This window comes from Zooshikella sp. RANM57, from assembly GCF_050749885.1.
Lineage (GTDB): Bacteria > Pseudomonadota > Gammaproteobacteria > Pseudomonadales > Zooshikellaceae > Zooshikella.
Genome location: NZ_JBOIUB010000001.1, coordinates 1,196,911 through 1,214,373, shown reverse-complemented (window position 1 = coordinate 1,214,373; position 17,463 = coordinate 1,196,911). Strand labels below are relative to the sequence as shown.

The window sequence follows — 17,463 nt, the reverse complement described above, 5'->3', positions numbered from 1 at the left end:
CTTACCATTCAGGTTGACTAATACCAGGACAAATTTTGTGTAATTTCAGATTTGAATGGAGATTATTTTTAGATGACTGTTTGGTCAGTACTTTATTGAGGGTTTCATAGAGGTGTAATGCTTCAGGGTATTTTTTGGATACCATAACATGATAGTAATTTTTTTTGAAAACACTTGGCGAGTAAGTAATTTTATCTCGCTGTGCTTGAGTATAGTATTTATTCAATATTATAAGACCATTATCAAGAGGCATAGGCACTAATGCTACACGTTTTTTGAGTAGTAGATTAAATGTTAATTTTTCCAGACGTACTTTTCTTAGTGCCAAATTGTATTTTTTAGCTACCGCTTCAAACTCTCTACCAAAATAGTAAGATTCTGTCATGGCAATGGGGCCAGCCCTTTTTAAATCTTCTACGGATGTTAGTTTGACTGGATTAGATTTCAAGTGGAAGATGACGTTATCCATGAAGTAAATAGGATAAGTAAAATAGAATTCTTTTGCTCGCTCTTTGTTACAGATCCACCCTGGTGAAGCCATGACGTGTCCTGCAGCTGAATTATTATAGGCTGCTTTCCAGCTTTTATACCAAACATAATCAACATCAATACCGTCATTATTGAGAAGGTTCTTTAAATAATGAGCTAAAGTTCCTTTATTTTTATTATTGTTGTCGAAGTACGGTGGCCAATTAGCTACTGCAAATTCAATTGTTTCTAGCCCATAGGTAGGAGAGATGCATGAAAACAATAAAGTATATATTGCTATTTTTTTGAATAAAAAGTTGTACATAGGAGTCCGACTAAAGTGAATTGTAGTCGTAGTCTGTTTGTGAGCAAATTGAGTGTTAACCTTCTGTATATTAACAAATAACTTTGGTTTGTGGCTGAGGACAGTGTAAGTATAGCGGTGTTATGATTATTGTATATAAAGGTAGATTAGGAATTTACGCCTAATGTCAGCGAGCATTATTTGTTTTCGGATAATTTATCAATTAACGTTGGGATTTCATGTAGGCTATGGGCGATAGCATCAGGCTGGTATTCATGGTACACCCAGTTGTCTTGTTGAGGGTTAAACCAAATTGATTTAAAACCCGCCTGGTTTGCACCTAAAATATCATGAATGGGATGGTCTCCAATATGAGCGATTTGATTAGCTTGAACACCTGCTAATACGACTGCTTCCGAGAAAATAGTAGGGTCTGGTTTACTAATTTTGAGTTCTTCAGCTTTAATAGCAAAGGAAAAGTATTGTCCAATACTCATTTGAGATATTTCTGCATTACCATTGGTAATGACGCCTAAGCTATATCGTTGACTTAACTGTTGTAATGTTTTCTCAGTATGAGGGAAGTAAGTCACTTGTTGTCTAGTGGATAAAAAGCGTGCAAATGCTTGCTCAGCGAGTTTTCTGGATGAGTCACCATAGCCACATTCTGATAGCGCTTGTTCAAGAGTATGGCGTCGTAACTCACTGACATCATGTGTTAATTCAGGATTTTTATCTAATAGCTCATCCTTTAGCGTTTTGAGTTGTGCTAAAGAATATTGTTGAGTTAATTGCTTGCAATGTTGTTTTAGCCAAGTGTACATGGCTGACTCGGCTACTACCATGACGGGTTTATTATCCCAAAGGGTATCATCAAGGTCGAAAGTAACCGCTTTAATCATGATTTTTTTTACTGCGTTTGGAGCGGGGGTGGCTGCTATCGTATACGTTACTGAGGTATTCAAAATCAATGTGGGTATACATTTGGGTGGTTGAAATATCTTTATGTCCCAGTAACTCCTGCACTGCCCGTAAGTCCTTGCTGCCTTCAAGCATATGTGTGGCAAAGCTATGTCGTAACATATGAGGATGCAATTTACTGTTTAAGTTTTTTTCCTGGGCCAGTTTAGCGAGCCTGTACTGTACTTGTCGTGTACTGATGCGTGTTCCGCGTAGTGAAATAAAGAGTGCAGTGCATGCCTGCTTGGCAAGTTGGGGACGAATAGATAACCAACGTTCTAAGCTATCAATCGCTTTGCTGCCTACAGGTAACAGCCGTTCTTTATTTCCTTTCCCTTGAACTTTTACCAGTCGTGACGTTAAGTTGATATCGCCAATATCAAGCATGACGAGTTCATTTAAGCGCAACCCTGAAGAATAAAAAAGCTCTAATATAGCATGGTCGCGATAGAGTAGAGGATCATCTTCTGGTGGGGAGAGTAAGTGCTCCAGTTGATCCACGGTAAGCGTATCAGGCAACTTTCGTTGTGTTTTTGGGGCTCGTAGGTTAAGTGTAATATTGGTTGATAAATGTTGGTTTATATACAGATATTTACAAAAATGTCGTAAAGTTGCCAGCTGACGTTGAATTGATCTAGGGTTTAGACCACGTTGGTGTTGAGACTGCAGAAAAGCTCGGAGTAGTGTGGTTGATAATTGTGACCATTGCTGTAGCTGTTGATCTTGCATAAAAGCAAGTAATTGCTGTAAATCTCGCTGGTAACTGGTCAGAGTGTTTTCGGCCAGTCGACGTTCAACATGCAAGAAATTTATAAATTGATTAATAATCAGTTCAAGTCGAGTCATGCTATTAATGAGGCCAATATTGGAGTAACGCTCGACTTAGTATATCAGCAATGTAGCTAATGAAGAGTGTCCCCATTGCTGTTTGAAAATGTTTACTATCTTTACTACCGATGGCAAGTATACCTATGGGCTGTGTACTACGTAGTGTAATGACAGCACTGGAACCAACAGCTTGTGCATGTTCTTGAAATAAAAATTCTTGTTCGTTGGGTCGAAGGACACCACAAACAGGTTTATCTTGTGCAAGCAAGATAGAAATCTTTTGTTGGGCAAGCGTGAGCGGTTGAATTTGGAAGTAAGCACTTACTTTTGGGTTGTCAGCCAAAAGTATAAGGCTTACAAAATCAACATTAAATTCATGTTTCAAGGTAATACGACAAACCTTGCCAATTTCATCCAGTGATTTGGCTTCCAACAGCTCAGTAATTAATCGGCGGGTTTTTTCAAAGAGCGAATCATTTTCTCTTGCAATATCTAATAACTTGTTAAGCTGGTTGCGTAATTCCAGGTTGCGCTCTCTGAGGAGAGACACTTGTCGTTCAATCAGGGAGGTTGCTTGTCCCGATGGGTGTGGTATTTCGAGTAATTTAAGCAGATCTGGTCGTTGATACAAGAAGTTGGGATTAGCCTTTAGGTAATCAGCCACTTCGTCTTCAGTGGTTAGTGTTTGTGGTATGGTTTGTTGTTGTTCTTTCATATACGTACTTGCCCCTCAAAAACACGGGTTGCTGGCCCGATCATACGCACTGAGTGTCCACTTCCCTGCCATTCTATTTGTAATGAGCCTCCTGGCAGATCCACCTGAACTTGCTCTGTTAACAAATTTTGAAGACGGCCGGCCACAACGGCTGCACAGGCACCTGTTCCACACGCAAGGGTTTCTCCTGCACCCCGTTCAAATACACGTAACTTAATTTGTTGCGAATTAATGACTTGCATAAAACCAACATTAGCACGTTGTGGGAAAGATTCATGTTTTTCCAGCAAAGGTCCCCATTTTTCAACCTGGGCTTGAAGAATATCTTCAACAAGCAGAACCATATGAGGATTACCCATGGAGACGGCACTCACTTCAAAGGCTTGGTTGTGACATTGAATAGGATAGGTGATGGCTTGCTGTCTCGCATGAAATGGTATCTGTGCCGGCTCAAGTATTGGATGCCCCATATCTACTTCAACGGCATTGTTATTATGGACAATGAGCGTTATATCGCCACCCTGGGTTTCAACATTGATAGAGCGTTTGCTGGTTAATTTCCGGTCTCTGACAAAACGGGCAAAGCAGCGTGCACCATTACCACATTGTTCAACTTCAGAACCATCGGCATTAAATATACGGTATTTGAAGTCTACATCAGGCTTGGAAGGAGGCTCGACAATGAGCAGTTGGTCAAAGCCAATACCAAAGTGCCGGTTGGCTAGCTGTTTGATTTTTTCTTGGGTGAGACGAGCATGTTGGGTAACCAGATCGATTACCATAAAATCATTGCCCAATCCGTGCATTTTGGTGAAGCGAAGTAGCATTTAAAATAGTCTCAATTCTTAAATACTTTATGAAAACAAGTCTGTTGTAATTATGTCGTTTTGATACTCATAGAAAGGAGCATAACCATGACTATGCCATTCTAGAGTATATCCTCTTAAATTGTGGGTATAAAAAACGACTAAGTGTGAGTACATCACTTGTCGCAGATATAAATTCACATAGAGGTGTTTCGTTTGTCTTAAGCCTAACAGTACTTGCTGTGTATTAACACTAGGTTTGTTTTTTATTTTCGTGCTAGGTTTTACGGTTTAATTATGTAGCTTAAGGATATATTGCTAGCCCAAGTTCAGGCTAGCGAGGCATGTATACCTTTTACTGGGTATAAAAATTATGAGCTTGGGATTACTCTGGCAGCAATAGCTCATTAGCAAGTTGCTCTGTAATGGTTTCACGTTTGCGAATTAAATGATACTGATCACCATCAACCATCACTTCAGCGGCTCGGTTACGTGTATTGTAATTGGAGCTCATAACAAAGCCGTAGGCACCTGCTGAACGTACCGCTAATAAGTCCTGAGGCTGAATAGCCAATTCGCGATCTTTACCTAAAAAGTCACTGGTTTCACAAATAGCACCAACAATATCATAGGTTTGAGATTCGCAGTCATGACGGGGAGTCACGGGAATAATTTCTTGCCATGCCTGGTAAAGAGCGGGTCGCAGCAGATCATTCATGGCTGCATCGACAATGGCAAAGTGTTTTGTTGCTGTGGGCTTTAAATAGTCAACTCGTGTAATGAGAATGCCTGCATTGGCAGCAATCGATCGACCTGGCTCAAAGATAAGTTCTAAGGCGCGACTGCCCAAACGTTCTAAAATGGCACTCGCATAAGTATCAGGTTCGGGAGGTTGCTCATTTCGATAAGGTACCCCAAGCCCTCCACCTAAATCCAAATGTTGTATGGTAATTCCTTTTGCCGCCAGTGCGTCAACTAAGCCCAGAAGCCGGTCTAGGGCATCTAGAAATGGAGGTAAAGAAGTCAGTTGAGACCCAATGTGGCAATCAATGCCAATAATATGGATATGACTTAAACGAGCCGCCTGCTCATAAACAGTGATTGCTTCATTTATATCGATACCAAACTTATTTTCTTTTAGTCCTGTGGATATATAAGGGTGTGTTTGTGGATCCACATCAGGATTAACACGCATAGAAATGTTGGCAACGATATCCATATCACTGGCGACAGCTTGAAGTTGTTCCAACTCTGCAATGGACTCAACATTAAAACAATGTACACCCACTGACAATGCTCGACGCATTTCATGAGGCTGTTTGCCTACACCTGAAAAAACAACTTTTTTGGGATCGCCTCCTGCCGCAAGCACTCTCTCTAACTCACCCACAGAAACAATATCAAAACCGGCCCCTAGCTTGGCAAGCACGTTGAGTACTGCAATATTGGCGTTTGCCTTGACAGCAAAGCAAATTAAGTGCGGGTGATTACCCAAAGCGCGTTGGTATGCCTGAAAATGGCGGGTTAATGTCGCACGAGAGTAGAGGTAGGTGGGGGTGCCAAATTGTGCGGCTATCTTAGCGACGGGAACATTTTCTGCAAAGAGTTCACCGTCTTGATAGTGAAAGTGATCCATAATGACCTAAGTACACCTGTCTGGTTGTGATTTTTTACTCAGCTGTTTCTTCAGTCGTTTGCTGTTGCTCTGTATCATCTGGCAAATATAAAGGCCCTTTTTGGCCACAGCCGGACAGTAACAACAGCAAAACCATTGAGAAGATGATACGCATCACACTTGCTCCTATCCAGTAGATATTCAAAAGAAATAGTATACCTTGTCAATACCGTGCTGGCTATTTAGACGCTGATTCTAATTCTATCTTTCACAATAGGTTAGTCGGTGTAATTTAGGAATACGCTTTCATAAGTCAGTGTATGTGTAATGCTTGGGCTACGCTATGTGATCAAGATCGGTTATTTAATATAGGATCATTCTCGTTTTCTTCTGGTGCATTATAAAAAAATCTATGGAGTTTTTTCCAAATTATATTTTTTTTAGTGGTGCGTACTATTGTCATCAGCTTCTACAGCAGGCTATGAAAAACATAAATAGTCACTGTTGGTAAGCTAAAAAATAAATTTTTATAATTAATAAGGAGATATTAGTTATGGCATCATGTGCACCTTTTAAAGTAGCGTTTAATGGTCAGCCAGAAGATATTTATGCGCGTGTTAAAGTGATGATTGATGGTAATGGTGGTACATTGGAAGGCGATACTCATTCTGGCAAATTCAGTGTTTCAGTACCTGTTTTTGGTACAGTTAAAGGTGAGTATACAATTGTTGATAAGGAAGCAGTAATTACTATTACTGAGCGCTCTCCTTTCCTTGCTTGCCAAACAATTGAAAACTTTATCCGTAAGAACTTAGATAAAGTAGATCCATAATTATACAGTAGTTGAATAGTATAGTTATAGCTTGAAAAAAAAGAGAGCCAGTTTTTTGGCTCTCTTTTTTATTGAGTAAAAATTACTATATAAAATGAGAGGGGGGAGCACTGTATTCACTATTTTTAGAGACCCCCTTTAGTTGATAGACATTGAGCCCAATAAATTCAACCAGTTTCGTTTATTACCATGGTTGAACTCAATCCGATAAAATTTACCTGGTATGTTTAAATCTATAAAATACGCTGCGTAGTTAAATGAAATATTGTCCCCTTTAATTAAGAAAGCTTTGATATCACCATTGCGAATAACAGATACTTGATCAAATGTTTTAAAATCAGTGTGTCTCGCTGCTTTATAAAGACCCAGTTTAAGTGCACGAATATTGGGTTGTTTTTCCTGTAGTATTTTCTTCCGGGGAACTTCAAACATAATAGTGGGTATATCATGAGCTTTAATGTTGCTATTTTTAAGTTCAGGGTAATCATCAAGCGTTAATATCTGCAGTGCTAGAGAGAATCCCACACGTTGCTTTAAGAACAGCTCATTTTCTGTTTGACTGATGGATGAAAATGGACCAGTAACTCTAAATCGAAAGGCATCGAATAGCAGTGTAGTGGCTTGGGCTGGGGGCGTTACTTTAGCTGGCCAAGGTTGTTCAAGTGCAATGAGCTCACAAAACTGCTCTTGACAGCTATGATTAGCAACAGGTGTAGTCTGAGTAGTAGGTTGCTTAGTATCTGTGCTAGGTGATGAAGCCTGAACTTGAAGGCTCATCTGGAGGGTGAGGCATAGAGCGCAGGTAATATACCATAGCTTGGTGTTAAAGCGTTGTTTCATTTTAACGGCCCCCTCTGACATGACTACTTGATACTTTACCTTTTGCGTACTGAAGGAGGCTGGGGGTAGCTCACAATTTGGATAGCTTATAATAGCAAGGCAAGCAGAGAGTGTTAGTTTTTGAAATAAAACACAGTGTAATCAGGTCAGAGTTGATGATGGCATAACCAACACGAATGGCTTTTAGGCGAGGCCATCGAGTTATGAAGCGCAGGAGCTGATAAATAATAAGTGACTGTAGGGGCCGTTAAGTGCTTCTGCATAAACTGTATTCCCATCATCCTTGGTGGTTAAGAATGAAGCTAGCAAAGCCCTTTTGCCTTAGTGCTATAAAAGTTATTCGTGAAGGGTATATAAAATGTTATAGGGGATCATACCTCTAGTGCAGGACTACTAATGAAGAAATCAAAACTGATATTGGCAACGAGTGTTGCTATTGCCATAGCTCTTTTTTTTCTACTTGATCTTGAACAGTACCTTTCTGTTTCTTTCTTTCAGTCACTTTATGATCAGAACCCTATAGAAACAGCATTGATTTTCTTTGTTATTTATGTGGCAGTTACTGGGCTATCACTGCCTGGCGCAGCACTCATGACATTGGTTGCAGGTGTCATTTTTGGACTGTTACACGGTACTATTTTGGTATCGTTTGCCAGTACGATTGGGGCTACCTTAGCATTCTTACTTTCGCGCACATTACTCCATGACTGGGTACAAAGCCGTTTTTCAAGTTATTTGAAAACAATTAACCAAGGTATTCGTCAAGAAGGGGCTTTTTACCTTTTTACATTACGTTTGATTCCTGCTATTCCCTTTTTTGTTATTAACTTAGTCATGGGATTAACGCCCATTCGGACAGGGCGCTTTTTTATCGTCAGTCAGGTGGGTATGTTGCCAGGAACAATTGTTTATGTGGGGGCTGGAGCAAGTCTGACACAGGTTGAAGCGTTATCAATTAAAGGCGTATTACAGCCAGAAATTATCGCTGCATTTCTTTTGCTGGGAATATTCCCCTGGCTGGCTAAAGCGGTAATAACGCGCTGGAAGGAGTACAAAGTGCTGAAATCGTATCCCAGACCTACTCACTTTGATACAAATTTATTGGTGATCGGGGCAGGCTCTGCTGGGCTGGTATCAGCTTATATTGCGGCTGCAGTTAAAGCAAAGGTCATGTTGATTGAGCGCTATAAAATGGGGGGAGATTGCTTAAATACGGGATGTGTTCCCTCAAAAGCGTTATTAAGATCAGCCAAAATGGCGCACTATTTTCGACGCGCAGAGGCTTATGGTATTGCTCAACCTGAAGTGCAAGTGGACTTTGCTAAGGTGATGGAAAGGGTACAGCAAGTTATTCAAAAAGTAGAGCCTCATGATTCTATTGAGCGTTATACCACACTGGGTGTTGAGTGTGTAACAGGAACTGCGACCATTAAAACCCCTTATTCTGTCGATATTGATGGAAAAACGGTCACTACGAAAAACATCATTATTGCTTCAGGTGGAAGCCCTATGGTGCCGCCAATTCCTGGGTTAGACACTATAGATTATTACACGTCAGACACAATCTGGCGTATTCGTGAGCGTCCAGAACGAATGTTGGTGATTGGGGGAGGACCTATTGGTTGTGAGTTAACTCAAGCATTCGCTCGACTTGGGGTAAGCGTTACACAAATAGATATAGCGCCTCGCTTGATGCCTCGTGAAGATGAAGAAGTCTCTGCATTAATACAGCAGAAATTTATAGAAGAAGGTATAGAAGTGTTAGCAGGTCATAAGCCTGTAGAATTCTATCTTAAAGATGGACAAAAGCAGGTTATTTTGGAAGCAAATGGGAGCCAGAAAACACTAAGTTTTGATCTTGTTTTAGTAGCAGTAGGTCGTCAAGCAAATACAGCAAACCTTGGTTTGGATGCATTAGGTATTGCATTGACTGAGCGTGGAACAATTGCCGTCAATGAATATTTACAAACAAAGTTTCCAAATATTTATGCTTGTGGAGATGTTGCTGGTCCTTATCAGTTTACTCATACGGCATCACACCAAGCATGGTATGCTGCAGTAAATGCCCTATTTAGACGATTTAAAAAGTTTAAAGTAGACTACCGAGTTATTCCCTGGGCAACATTTACTGATCCCGAAGTGGCTCGTGTTGGTTTTAATGAACAAGAGGCTCAAGAGCAAAATATTGCTTATGAAGTCACTCGATATAATATCGATGATCTGGACCGGGCCATTGCTGATGAAGAGGCCCATGGCTTTGTTAAAGTACTTACCGTCCCTGGTAAAGATACTATTTTAGGGGTGACAATTGTTGGGTATCACGCCAGTGAATTAATTACAGAATATATTTCAGCCATGAAACATGGATTAGGCTTAAATAAGATTCTAGGTACCATTCATATTTACCCTACATTATCAGAAGCTAATAAGTATGCGGCTGGTGTTTGGAAAAAGGCGCATGCACCTGAGAAGTTGCTCAATGGGTTGGCACGATACCATCAATGGGAGCGTCAAGGGAAACACGAGTAGGTTTAGTGTCGTAGTTAATTTTATATATCTGCTAGAGGGTGGTGTTCGTTATGGTAAAACCAGCTTAAAGACACCTCCACCCAGTTCACTGTTATTTTCCAGCTGAATATAGCCAGCACTGTTTTCTTGTGTATGAAGCTGGGCAATTCGTTGGGCAAAATAAAGTCCAAGATGGGTACTGCCTGTATGCGTATTAATGGATTTTTGCGAGTGAAAGTGTAATGGGTCAATAAGCATGTGATCTGGATAACCAGGACCATTGTCTGCTATTAGTATCGTTAACTCGTTGGTTGCTTGTGCAGTAATTTTAATTTTGTCTTTGGTGTAGCGTAGGGTATTGACTAATACGTTATTGAGGACACAGGCAATCAAATCTCGGTCGTAGTACCAGCTTAAATGAGCAGGGCAGTCAATTTCTAAGTTTATATTTCTTGCGTCAAATAAGATTTTATTACGTAAGGTTTGCTCTTCTAACAAATCCATTACAAACTGTTCTTCTATTTGTAACAATAATTGATCCTGGTCTAGTCGATATAAGCCGAGTAACTGGATCAGATCATTATTGACTCGAGAAGCTTCGTAATGCAGTAATGCATAATACTCAGACTGTGCTTGTGTTTTAGGTGGGAACTGTTCAACGGTTTCTTCGATAGAGCCTAACAGCATGCCAAGCGAGTTTTTCATATCATGCACTGTAGCAGCAAGTACTAGAGAGAAATCTAAAGTAGGAGCATCCGCCATAATTATCTCCGAAGACTATGCTGATAGTTTTTGTTGCAATGAGGCTATTTTACTTTTTAACGCCTCATAACGTTCAAACTGTGGATGAGACGCATGAATATGGCTTACATTATTTACATAAGTTTGACACTGCTCTAGCGTTTTTTTGGCAAGTCCTGAGTCACTCATTTGCTTAAGGTAAGCTTGAATTAAATTTAAATTGAGCCCTGGGTGTCTTGGAGAAAACTTGAGCGCTTCCGTGAACTTTTCAATGGCTTTAGAAAAGTCTTGTTGCTCGTAGGCCGTAATTGCTTCTTGGTTAATTGCTGCGGCTTTAATACGATTTTTGATACTGACGGGTTCATCTAAGAGTGCATTGGCCTGATCAATTAAATCTTGTTTATCAGGGTTTTCAGCAATAACTTTTCTTAAAATCTGTTCTGCGTCTTCAGTACGATTGTTGGTGAAGAGTGTTTTCGCCATTTCTAGTTGGATATCAGGACTAACACTATCTCCCATATTTTCCATTGCTTTTAAGGCTGATGTTAAAGATTTTTCAGCATCAGCTTCATTATTTTGGCCGGCATGAACACGGGACGTTATCATTGCTGACTGCAACATTAATTTGGGATCATCTTTATATTTTTTATTGATTTGTTCCAGAATATTTAAGGCTTCCTTAGCTTGGAATTTGCCTTCTTTTGAGTAGTCATGTTCAGCATTATCGGATAAACAACGTGCAAAGTTTAGATGATTATCTGTTGTATCATGAATGGAGTTTTTTCCTAGTTCTACGGTATTTCGGTAGGCTTGTGTTGCGGTATCAAGATCATCATTTTTACGGCTGATTTCAGCAAGCTTGAGTTGGCGATGAACTGAGCGAGGTGAAATTTGTACCCCTGTCATAATCGCTTGTTGTGCTTTGGTTGCATCACCAATCGCAAGATACGTCGCGGCAATCTCATCATAACAGTTAACATACTGAGGATTGAGGGCAAGGAGCTGATTAAAGTACTCTAGGGCTTGGGGATAATTATTTCGTGCAGCGGCGACTTTGCCGAGCGTTAAGTAAGGCCAGTCTAACTTTCGCTCTTCTAATTGTTTCTGACAAATCTGTTCTGCTTCATCGTAATTTTTATTTTGGTAATATAATTCGGCGAGTTTTCGGGTACACCATTTATGACTTCTTGAGTCTTGTTTCAGGACCTTTTGGCATTCACTGATTGCTTGCTTAATATTGTTTTGATCCAGTGCTTTTTTTATGGGTAAAACCTGATAATGTTCATCCATCAGCCGGTCAAGACGGTTCTTTAGCATAGACTGGGTGATAGGCTTGGTCAGGTAAGCATCAGGTTGATGTTCCAATGCGCCTAACACCATATCTTTTGTGGCTTCTGCTGTAATCAGTAAAAACAGGCTGGTATTTTTGAGGCGTCGGGTATAACGAAGCTCATCAAGTATTTGTTGACCGTTTTTCCCAGAACCAAGGTTATAGTCACATAGAATGACATCGTAGTCTTGGTTTTTACAGGCAGCAATTGCATCTCGACCATTAATTGCCATATCGACTTTGGAAACACCAAAGCTATCCAGCATCTTCTTTATAGATAAACGAAAGTTCTCAAAGTCATCAATAATAAGAAAACGTTTGTCGCTGTAATTAATGAATGCCATCGGTTATCCAGTCCATGTTCAAAAAGCATGGTTTCTGGCAATCAGTATAGCAGCTATCAGGTAGGACTAAGTGAAGGGTTTTGATCTGTTGTCTTATGAATGAAAGGGCGTAAGGACATAAGCAATGCACTCCACTTAGTCGCCATTAAGTTATAAAGTGGAGTGCTGCGGTGAGCAAAGTAACATTAACAGCAAGGCATTAAACGGTGATTGTTTTTACACCTTCTTGAGTGCCAAGCAGAAGAATATCAGCAGGTCGAAGTGCAAAAATACCGTTTGTGACAACCCCTGTAATATTATTGAGCTTAGCTTCAAGCTCTCGAGGATTGGTGATGCTGAGATTCCAGACATCCAGAATCACATTGCCGTTATCTGTAACAACACCTTCCCGATATTGCGGATCTCCTCCCAACTTAACGATTTCTCTAGCTGCATAGCTACGAGCCATGGGGATGACTTCAACAGGTAATGGGAATGAGCCCAACACATCAACCAGCTTACTTTCATCGGCAATACAAACGAATGATTTAGCAACGGCTGCTACAATTTTTTCTCTTGTGAGTGCTGCTCCACCGCCTTTAATAAGCTGAAGTTGGTGGTTACTTTCATCTGCACCGTCAATATAAAATTCTAAGGAACTTACCGTATTGAGGTCATAAACAGGGATACCGTGTGACTTAAGACGGTCTGCACTTGCTTCAGAGCTGGCGACCGCACCATCAAATTGGTTTTTAATAGCCGCGAGTGCATCGATAAAAAAGTTAGCGGTTGAGCCTGTACCAATGCCAATGATGCTGTCTTGTTCTAAGTGAGGCTTGATATGGTCGAGTGCTGCTAGTGCTACAGCTTGTTTAAGCTGGTCCTGATTGACAGACATGAATAGTACCTTTTGCTTTAAGAATCTTTACGGCGGGAATTATATACCTTTCGTTGAGGGTATTCTCATCCAAGGCAAGCGTTTCTATTGATTAGGGATATTGACGCTGCACACTGTGACTAATACGTTATAGAATAGTATACCTTCCATAAAATTAATGAGTGTTGTAAAGAAGGATGTCATGCTTCAGCAATACATTAAAAAAATATTAGAAGCGCCAGTCTATGATGTGGCCGTTGAAACACCGATTGATCAGGCAGTTTTCTTATCCAAGCGTCTTCAAAATACGATTTTAATTAAGCGAGAAGACCTGCAACCGGTATTTTCTTTTAAAATTCGTGGTGCCTATAACCGGGTAGCTCAGTTGTCTGAGGATGAAAAAGCGCGAGGAGTTATTGCTGCGTCCGCGGGAAATCATGCTCAAGGTTTGGCGTTGGCGGCGAAAAAACTGGGTATCAAGGCTGTTATTGTGATGCCACAAACAACGCCTGAAATTAAAGTGCGCGCTGTTAAAGAAAGAGGGGCTCAAGTCATTTTGCATGGCGATGCTTTTGATGAAGCCTTAGCCTACTCGCAAAAGTTAGTTACAGAGCATGGGTATGTGTATATCCACCCTTATGATGATGTAGATACGATCGCGGGTCAGGGCACGATTGCGATGGAGGTTTTACGTCAGCATTCAGGCAAGCTTGACGCGATTTTTGTTCCCGTTGGGGGCGGAGGGCTGATTGCAGGCATTGCTGCTTATGCAAAGTATCTTCGGCCTGAGATTAAAATTATTGGAGTTGAGTTTGAAGAGTCTGCATGTTTACAAGCGGCTATGCAGGCTGGAGAGCGGGTTGTATTACCTCAAGTAGGCATATTTGCTGATGGTGTTGCTGTTGCCCAAATAGGTGAAGAGACATTCAAAATTTGCCAGCGCTATGTGGACGATGTCATCACTGTCACAGCCGATGAAATATGCGCTGCAATTAAAGATATTTATGATGATACTCGTTCCATTTGTGAGCCTGCTGGAGCCTTAGGGATTGCAGGTGTTAAAAAGTATGTTGATCTACACAAAACGCACGGACACACTTTTCTAGCCATTGATAGTGGTGCCAATGTGAATTTTGATCGGCTGCGTTATATTTCGGAACGAGCTGAGTTAGGGGAGCGGCGAGAGGCAATAATTGCTGTTACCATTCCTGAAAAACCCGGTAGTTTTAAGGCTTTTTGCCAGGCTTTAGGTAAACGTAATATCACAGAGTTTAATTACCGTTATCATACGGCACGTGAAGCACAGATATTTGTGGGCGTACAAACAGGCATTGGCCCGCACGATAAAGCGCAAGCAATTATTCAATCGTTAGCAAAGCAAGGATATGCGGTTAACGATTTGACGGATAATGAGCTGGCAAAACTACATATACGTCATATGGTGGGTGGGCATGCAACAGCCGTCGATAATGAAGTTGTTTACCGTTTTGAATTCCCTGAGCGACCTGGTGCATTGTTACGATTTTTGAATAAATTGGGCCAACGTTGGAATATTTCCATGTTTCACTATCGAAATCATGGCGCGGCTTATGGACGGGTATGTGTTGGTTTACAGGTGCCTTTGAACGAACGAGAGCAAGTACCAGCATTTTTGGAAGAAATAGGTTATCACTATTGGCCTGAATCAGAAAACCCAGCCTACCAGCTCTTTTTAGGCTAGAAGCTGGCTGTTAGATTTTAGGTTGGTACTGCCTTATTGTTGTTGCTTGCTTTTTTTGACTTCATGAAGATCAGGCCGAACATGTTCATTACTAACGGTCTGATTGCACCCACCTTTTTTGGCAAGAGCTAATGCTTTCTGCGCAAACTTAATTAAGTCTTGGCTACAAGAACCTGGTTCAGGGATACCTGCTGATAAACCTATTGATACGGTCACAAATGAAGCAATGCTGGAAAGAGGGTGGTGAATATGGGCATCGTGCAAGTTATTGTGAATACGGCGTGCAATTTCTTCTGCCCCGAACTGGTCCGTTTCAGGCAGTAAAGCAACAAACTGCTGGCCTTCAAATCGACTTAAAACATCCACACTACGGGTGATCGATCGCTTTAAAATATTGGCGACATCTTTTAAACAGATATCACCTTGTTGGTGGCCATGCGCCTCATTGTAAAAGCGAAAATTATCAATATCGATTATCATGAGGGCTAAAGGCTCTTCCTGCCGAGCAGCACGTTCCCACTCATTGATTAGCATGGACTCAAAGTGTTTACGGTTGTAAACCCCAGTAAGCATATCACGTGTTGACAGAGTGATAAGTCGTTTTTCAAGTTCACGATGTTCTGTTACATCGTGGACAACAACCAGTAGATACTTTCGACGGTTTAGTATAGTAGTGCGAGTCGTCACTTCGACTTGTAGTGCAGAGCCATCCTTTTTAATCACTTCCATTTGATAAATGCTCGAAGTAAGTTTTCGTCGGGAGGATGCAGCTTTTTGAATAATACGCTCCATTTTTTTGGCCACTAGATTGCCATGCTGTAAGGCCAACATAAACTCATGTTCAGCATAACCTAATGATGTAAATGTGGAGTTATTGTAATACATCAATTCGCGTGTATTGTTATCCACAATGATAAGAGCATCGCGAGATAAGTTGACTAAATTAGTAAACAAGTCTAATTGTAGTGTTTGCTCTTGAAATTGTTCTTCAATTCGTTGGCGTTCTTCAATTTCATAAGTAAGCTTATCGTTTGCTTGCTGTGCTTTTTCGCTCTCAATATATACTCTGCGTAAAGTAGATAGGCATAGTGTGAAAAAACCACTCAAACAGATAGCCGCAATAAAAGCGGTCAATGGTAATAGAGAGTGACTTTGTTTGCTTATTGCAAACGAGGGGTAACCATAAATTGTCCAAGGTGAGTGTTCATTTATATTAGTACTGATTTTAATAGCAGCATGTTGGTCATATCCCTCTAAATAATCAGTTTGATAAATGATTCTACCGCTTTCAATGACTTTGAAAGCAAATCCTTCATAATCAGATTGATTGGACAGTAAGCTATTGATTACCGATTTGACACGAAAAACCCCCACAATAAAGCCGAAGAAATTATTTTTTTGATCAAATATCGGCGTGTAATTAATAAAGCCCTCGCCACCTTGTACTAGTGGAATAACTTGTGTCGTTACACTACTTTGTTGAGTGAAAGCTCTTCTTAGGTGAAATATAGCGGGGTTACTCGGTGGTACCCGGAAGTTAATAACTTTTTTGTTAGACTCAAGGGGGACAACCCAGCGAATTGTGTAGTCTTGGTCCATCCATTCAAGGGCTTGAAAGTTTGGGAAGTCTTTAAGCAGATTATTAGCGTCTGCTAACCATACACTTTTAGCGATTGTTTTTTGGACTGACCAGCGTTCAGCCATGCGTTGTAAAGCATTGCGTTGCGCATTGAGTGATCGATTTATTTCTGTGGCAAGTTGCTGAGTAGTGTGTTGGGTGTTTTGTTTGAGAAAATTGTAGTCTTTCTTTTCAAGAATCATGTAGCCCAGTAATGACACTAAAACCATGATTAAACCAAAGTAAGGGGGAACCCAGGCAGGCACTCGCTCTTCTTGGTATTTTTTCCAAGGTGTATGTTCAATGATAAGGGTTAACCCACAGAGGCTGATAAGTAGGTTATCTCCATACAGTGTGGAAAAAAAATGGGTGAATCCATACTGTGGTGGTAGGTCAAGTAAGAGCGTGTAAAGTCCTGTTACACCATAGATCAAAGGCCAACTGGCTAAAAAACCTCGAGTGAATGGCAGACTTTTAAGGGGGGAAATGCGTTCGTTAATCAGGAAGCTAATACTGCCTGCGCCAAGTACCGTTAATGAAGCAAGGTTGGCCAAAGGGTTATTGTTTAGATCTTGGGAAGGGGAGTAAATTGATAAAGTACTATAGTCAGTGGTTACCAGTTGGGTTGCCAGAGAAATCAATGTGGTAAAAAGTGTTAGACCACCGAGTATGATGGAGAAGCGATAATGCTGGAGGTAATGCGATAGCGCTGCACTAGCCAACAGTATTAATGTTATAGAGACCCCCCAAGCTGTTTGGCTAAGTGCAAGCAAACAGGTTGCGCCAACAATTAAAGTAGCTGAGCCACCAACAATAAATATGCTATAACACTGAGCAAAAACACCCTGTATCTGCAATAAGTACTTATGGATTCTATGCACCATAAAAACAGCATAGTCTTCGTACCTAGTCTTGACTAGCATGTCACTGTGCTGTTTGTCAGAAGACGTAAGTTCAGCTTTACCAGGCATTCGCTGG

Annotated in this window: 15 protein-coding genes; 3 read left to right on the top strand and 12 right to left on the bottom strand. The window is 40.8% G+C overall.

All coding sequences use genetic code 11. The features are described 5' to 3' along the window. Position 1: 1 nt before the first annotated feature. The 7 genes from ACQ96U_RS04810 to lptM form a co-directional block, all read right to left on the bottom strand. Positions 2-793: a substrate-binding periplasmic protein gene (locus tag ACQ96U_RS04810; RefSeq protein ID WP_431720091.1), complete on the bottom strand. Its 792-nt coding sequence runs from the start codon at positions 791-793 to the stop codon at positions 2-4. Positions 794-969: 176 nt separating this feature from the next. Further along, positions 970-1,674 (bottom strand): HAD family hydrolase, encoded by a 705-nt coding sequence (locus ACQ96U_RS04805; protein ID WP_431720090.1) that lies wholly within the window; start codon positions 1,672-1,674, stop codon positions 970-972. Further along, the gene (gene xerC, locus ACQ96U_RS04800; protein WP_431720089.1) at positions 1,667-2,578 is read right to left on the bottom strand and encodes a tyrosine recombinase XerC; all 912 of its coding nucleotides are present in this window, start codon (positions 2,576-2,578) and stop codon (positions 1,667-1,669) included. Before xerC ends, ACQ96U_RS04805 begins: the two co-directional genes overlap by 8 nt. 4 nt (positions 2,579-2,582) lie before the next feature. Then, on the bottom strand, positions 2,583-3,275 hold the full coding sequence (locus tag ACQ96U_RS04795) for a DUF484 family protein (protein WP_431720088.1): 693 nt from the start codon (positions 3,273-3,275) through the stop codon (positions 2,583-2,585). Beyond that, positions 3,272-4,102, bottom strand: a complete 831-nt coding sequence (gene dapF, locus ACQ96U_RS04790; protein WP_431720087.1) for a diaminopimelate epimerase — start codon at positions 4,100-4,102, stop codon at positions 3,272-3,274. The genes ACQ96U_RS04795 and dapF overlap by 4 nt, the downstream gene beginning before the upstream one ends. 364 nt (positions 4,103-4,466) lie before the next feature. Beyond that, a complete protein-coding gene (gene lysA, locus ACQ96U_RS04785; RefSeq protein ID WP_431720086.1) occupies positions 4,467-5,717 on the bottom strand; it encodes a diaminopimelate decarboxylase in 1,251 nt (416 codons plus the stop codon). Between the two features lie 34 nt (positions 5,718-5,751). After that, a complete protein-coding gene (lptM, locus tag ACQ96U_RS04780; RefSeq protein ID WP_215820853.1) occupies positions 5,752-5,871 on the bottom strand; it encodes an LPS translocon maturation chaperone LptM in 120 nt (39 codons plus the stop codon). A 378-nt stretch (positions 5,872-6,249) separates the two neighbouring features. Here lptM and ACQ96U_RS04775 point away from each other — a divergent pair, with 378 nt between their 5' ends. Beyond that, entirely contained in the window at positions 6,250-6,528 is a 279-nt protein-coding gene (locus ACQ96U_RS04775; RefSeq protein ID WP_431720085.1) for a hypothetical protein, read from the top strand. A gap of 138 nt (positions 6,529-6,666) precedes the next feature. Here the strand turns inward: ACQ96U_RS04775 and ACQ96U_RS04770 are convergent, their stop codons facing one another. Next, the gene (locus tag ACQ96U_RS04770; RefSeq protein ID WP_431720084.1) at positions 6,667-7,368 is read right to left on the bottom strand and encodes a hypothetical protein; all 702 of its coding nucleotides are present in this window, start codon (positions 7,366-7,368) and stop codon (positions 6,667-6,669) included. 396 nt (positions 7,369-7,764) lie between these two features. On the opposite strand from ACQ96U_RS04770, the gene lpdA reads away from it, so the two are divergent. Then, positions 7,765-9,897, top strand: a complete 2,133-nt coding sequence (gene lpdA / locus ACQ96U_RS04765; protein ID WP_431720083.1) for a dihydrolipoyl dehydrogenase — start codon at positions 7,765-7,767, stop codon at positions 9,895-9,897. Positions 9,898-9,945: 48 nt separating this feature from the next. Here lpdA and ACQ96U_RS04760 read toward each other — a convergent pair whose 3' ends face one another. From ACQ96U_RS04760 to rpiA, 3 genes are all read right to left on the bottom strand, one after another. Further along, positions 9,946-10,638, bottom strand: coding sequence for a sensor histidine kinase (locus ACQ96U_RS04760; RefSeq protein ID WP_431720082.1), 693 nt, complete (start codon positions 10,636-10,638; stop codon positions 9,946-9,948). 15 nt (positions 10,639-10,653) lie between these two features. After that, a complete protein-coding gene (locus tag ACQ96U_RS04755) occupies positions 10,654-12,291 on the bottom strand; it encodes a tetratricopeptide repeat protein (RefSeq protein ID WP_431720081.1) in 1,638 nt (545 codons plus the stop codon). Positions 12,292-12,490: 199 nt separating this feature from the next. Further along, positions 12,491-13,168: a ribose-5-phosphate isomerase RpiA gene (gene rpiA / locus ACQ96U_RS04750; RefSeq protein ID WP_431720080.1), complete on the bottom strand. Its 678-nt coding sequence runs from the start codon at positions 13,166-13,168 to the stop codon at positions 12,491-12,493. A gap of 157 nt (positions 13,169-13,325) precedes the next feature. On the opposite strand from rpiA, the gene ilvA reads away from it, so the two are divergent. After that, entirely contained in the window at positions 13,326-14,867 is a 1,542-nt protein-coding gene (ilvA, locus tag ACQ96U_RS04745; protein WP_431720079.1) for a threonine ammonia-lyase, biosynthetic, read from the top strand. A 33-nt stretch (positions 14,868-14,900) separates the two neighbouring features. On the opposite strand, the gene ACQ96U_RS04740 is transcribed toward ilvA, so the two are convergent. After that, positions 14,901-17,456: a sensor domain-containing diguanylate cyclase gene (locus ACQ96U_RS04740; RefSeq protein WP_431720078.1), complete on the bottom strand. Its 2,556-nt coding sequence runs from the start codon at positions 17,454-17,456 to the stop codon at positions 14,901-14,903. Positions 17,457-17,463: the final 7 nt, after the last annotated feature.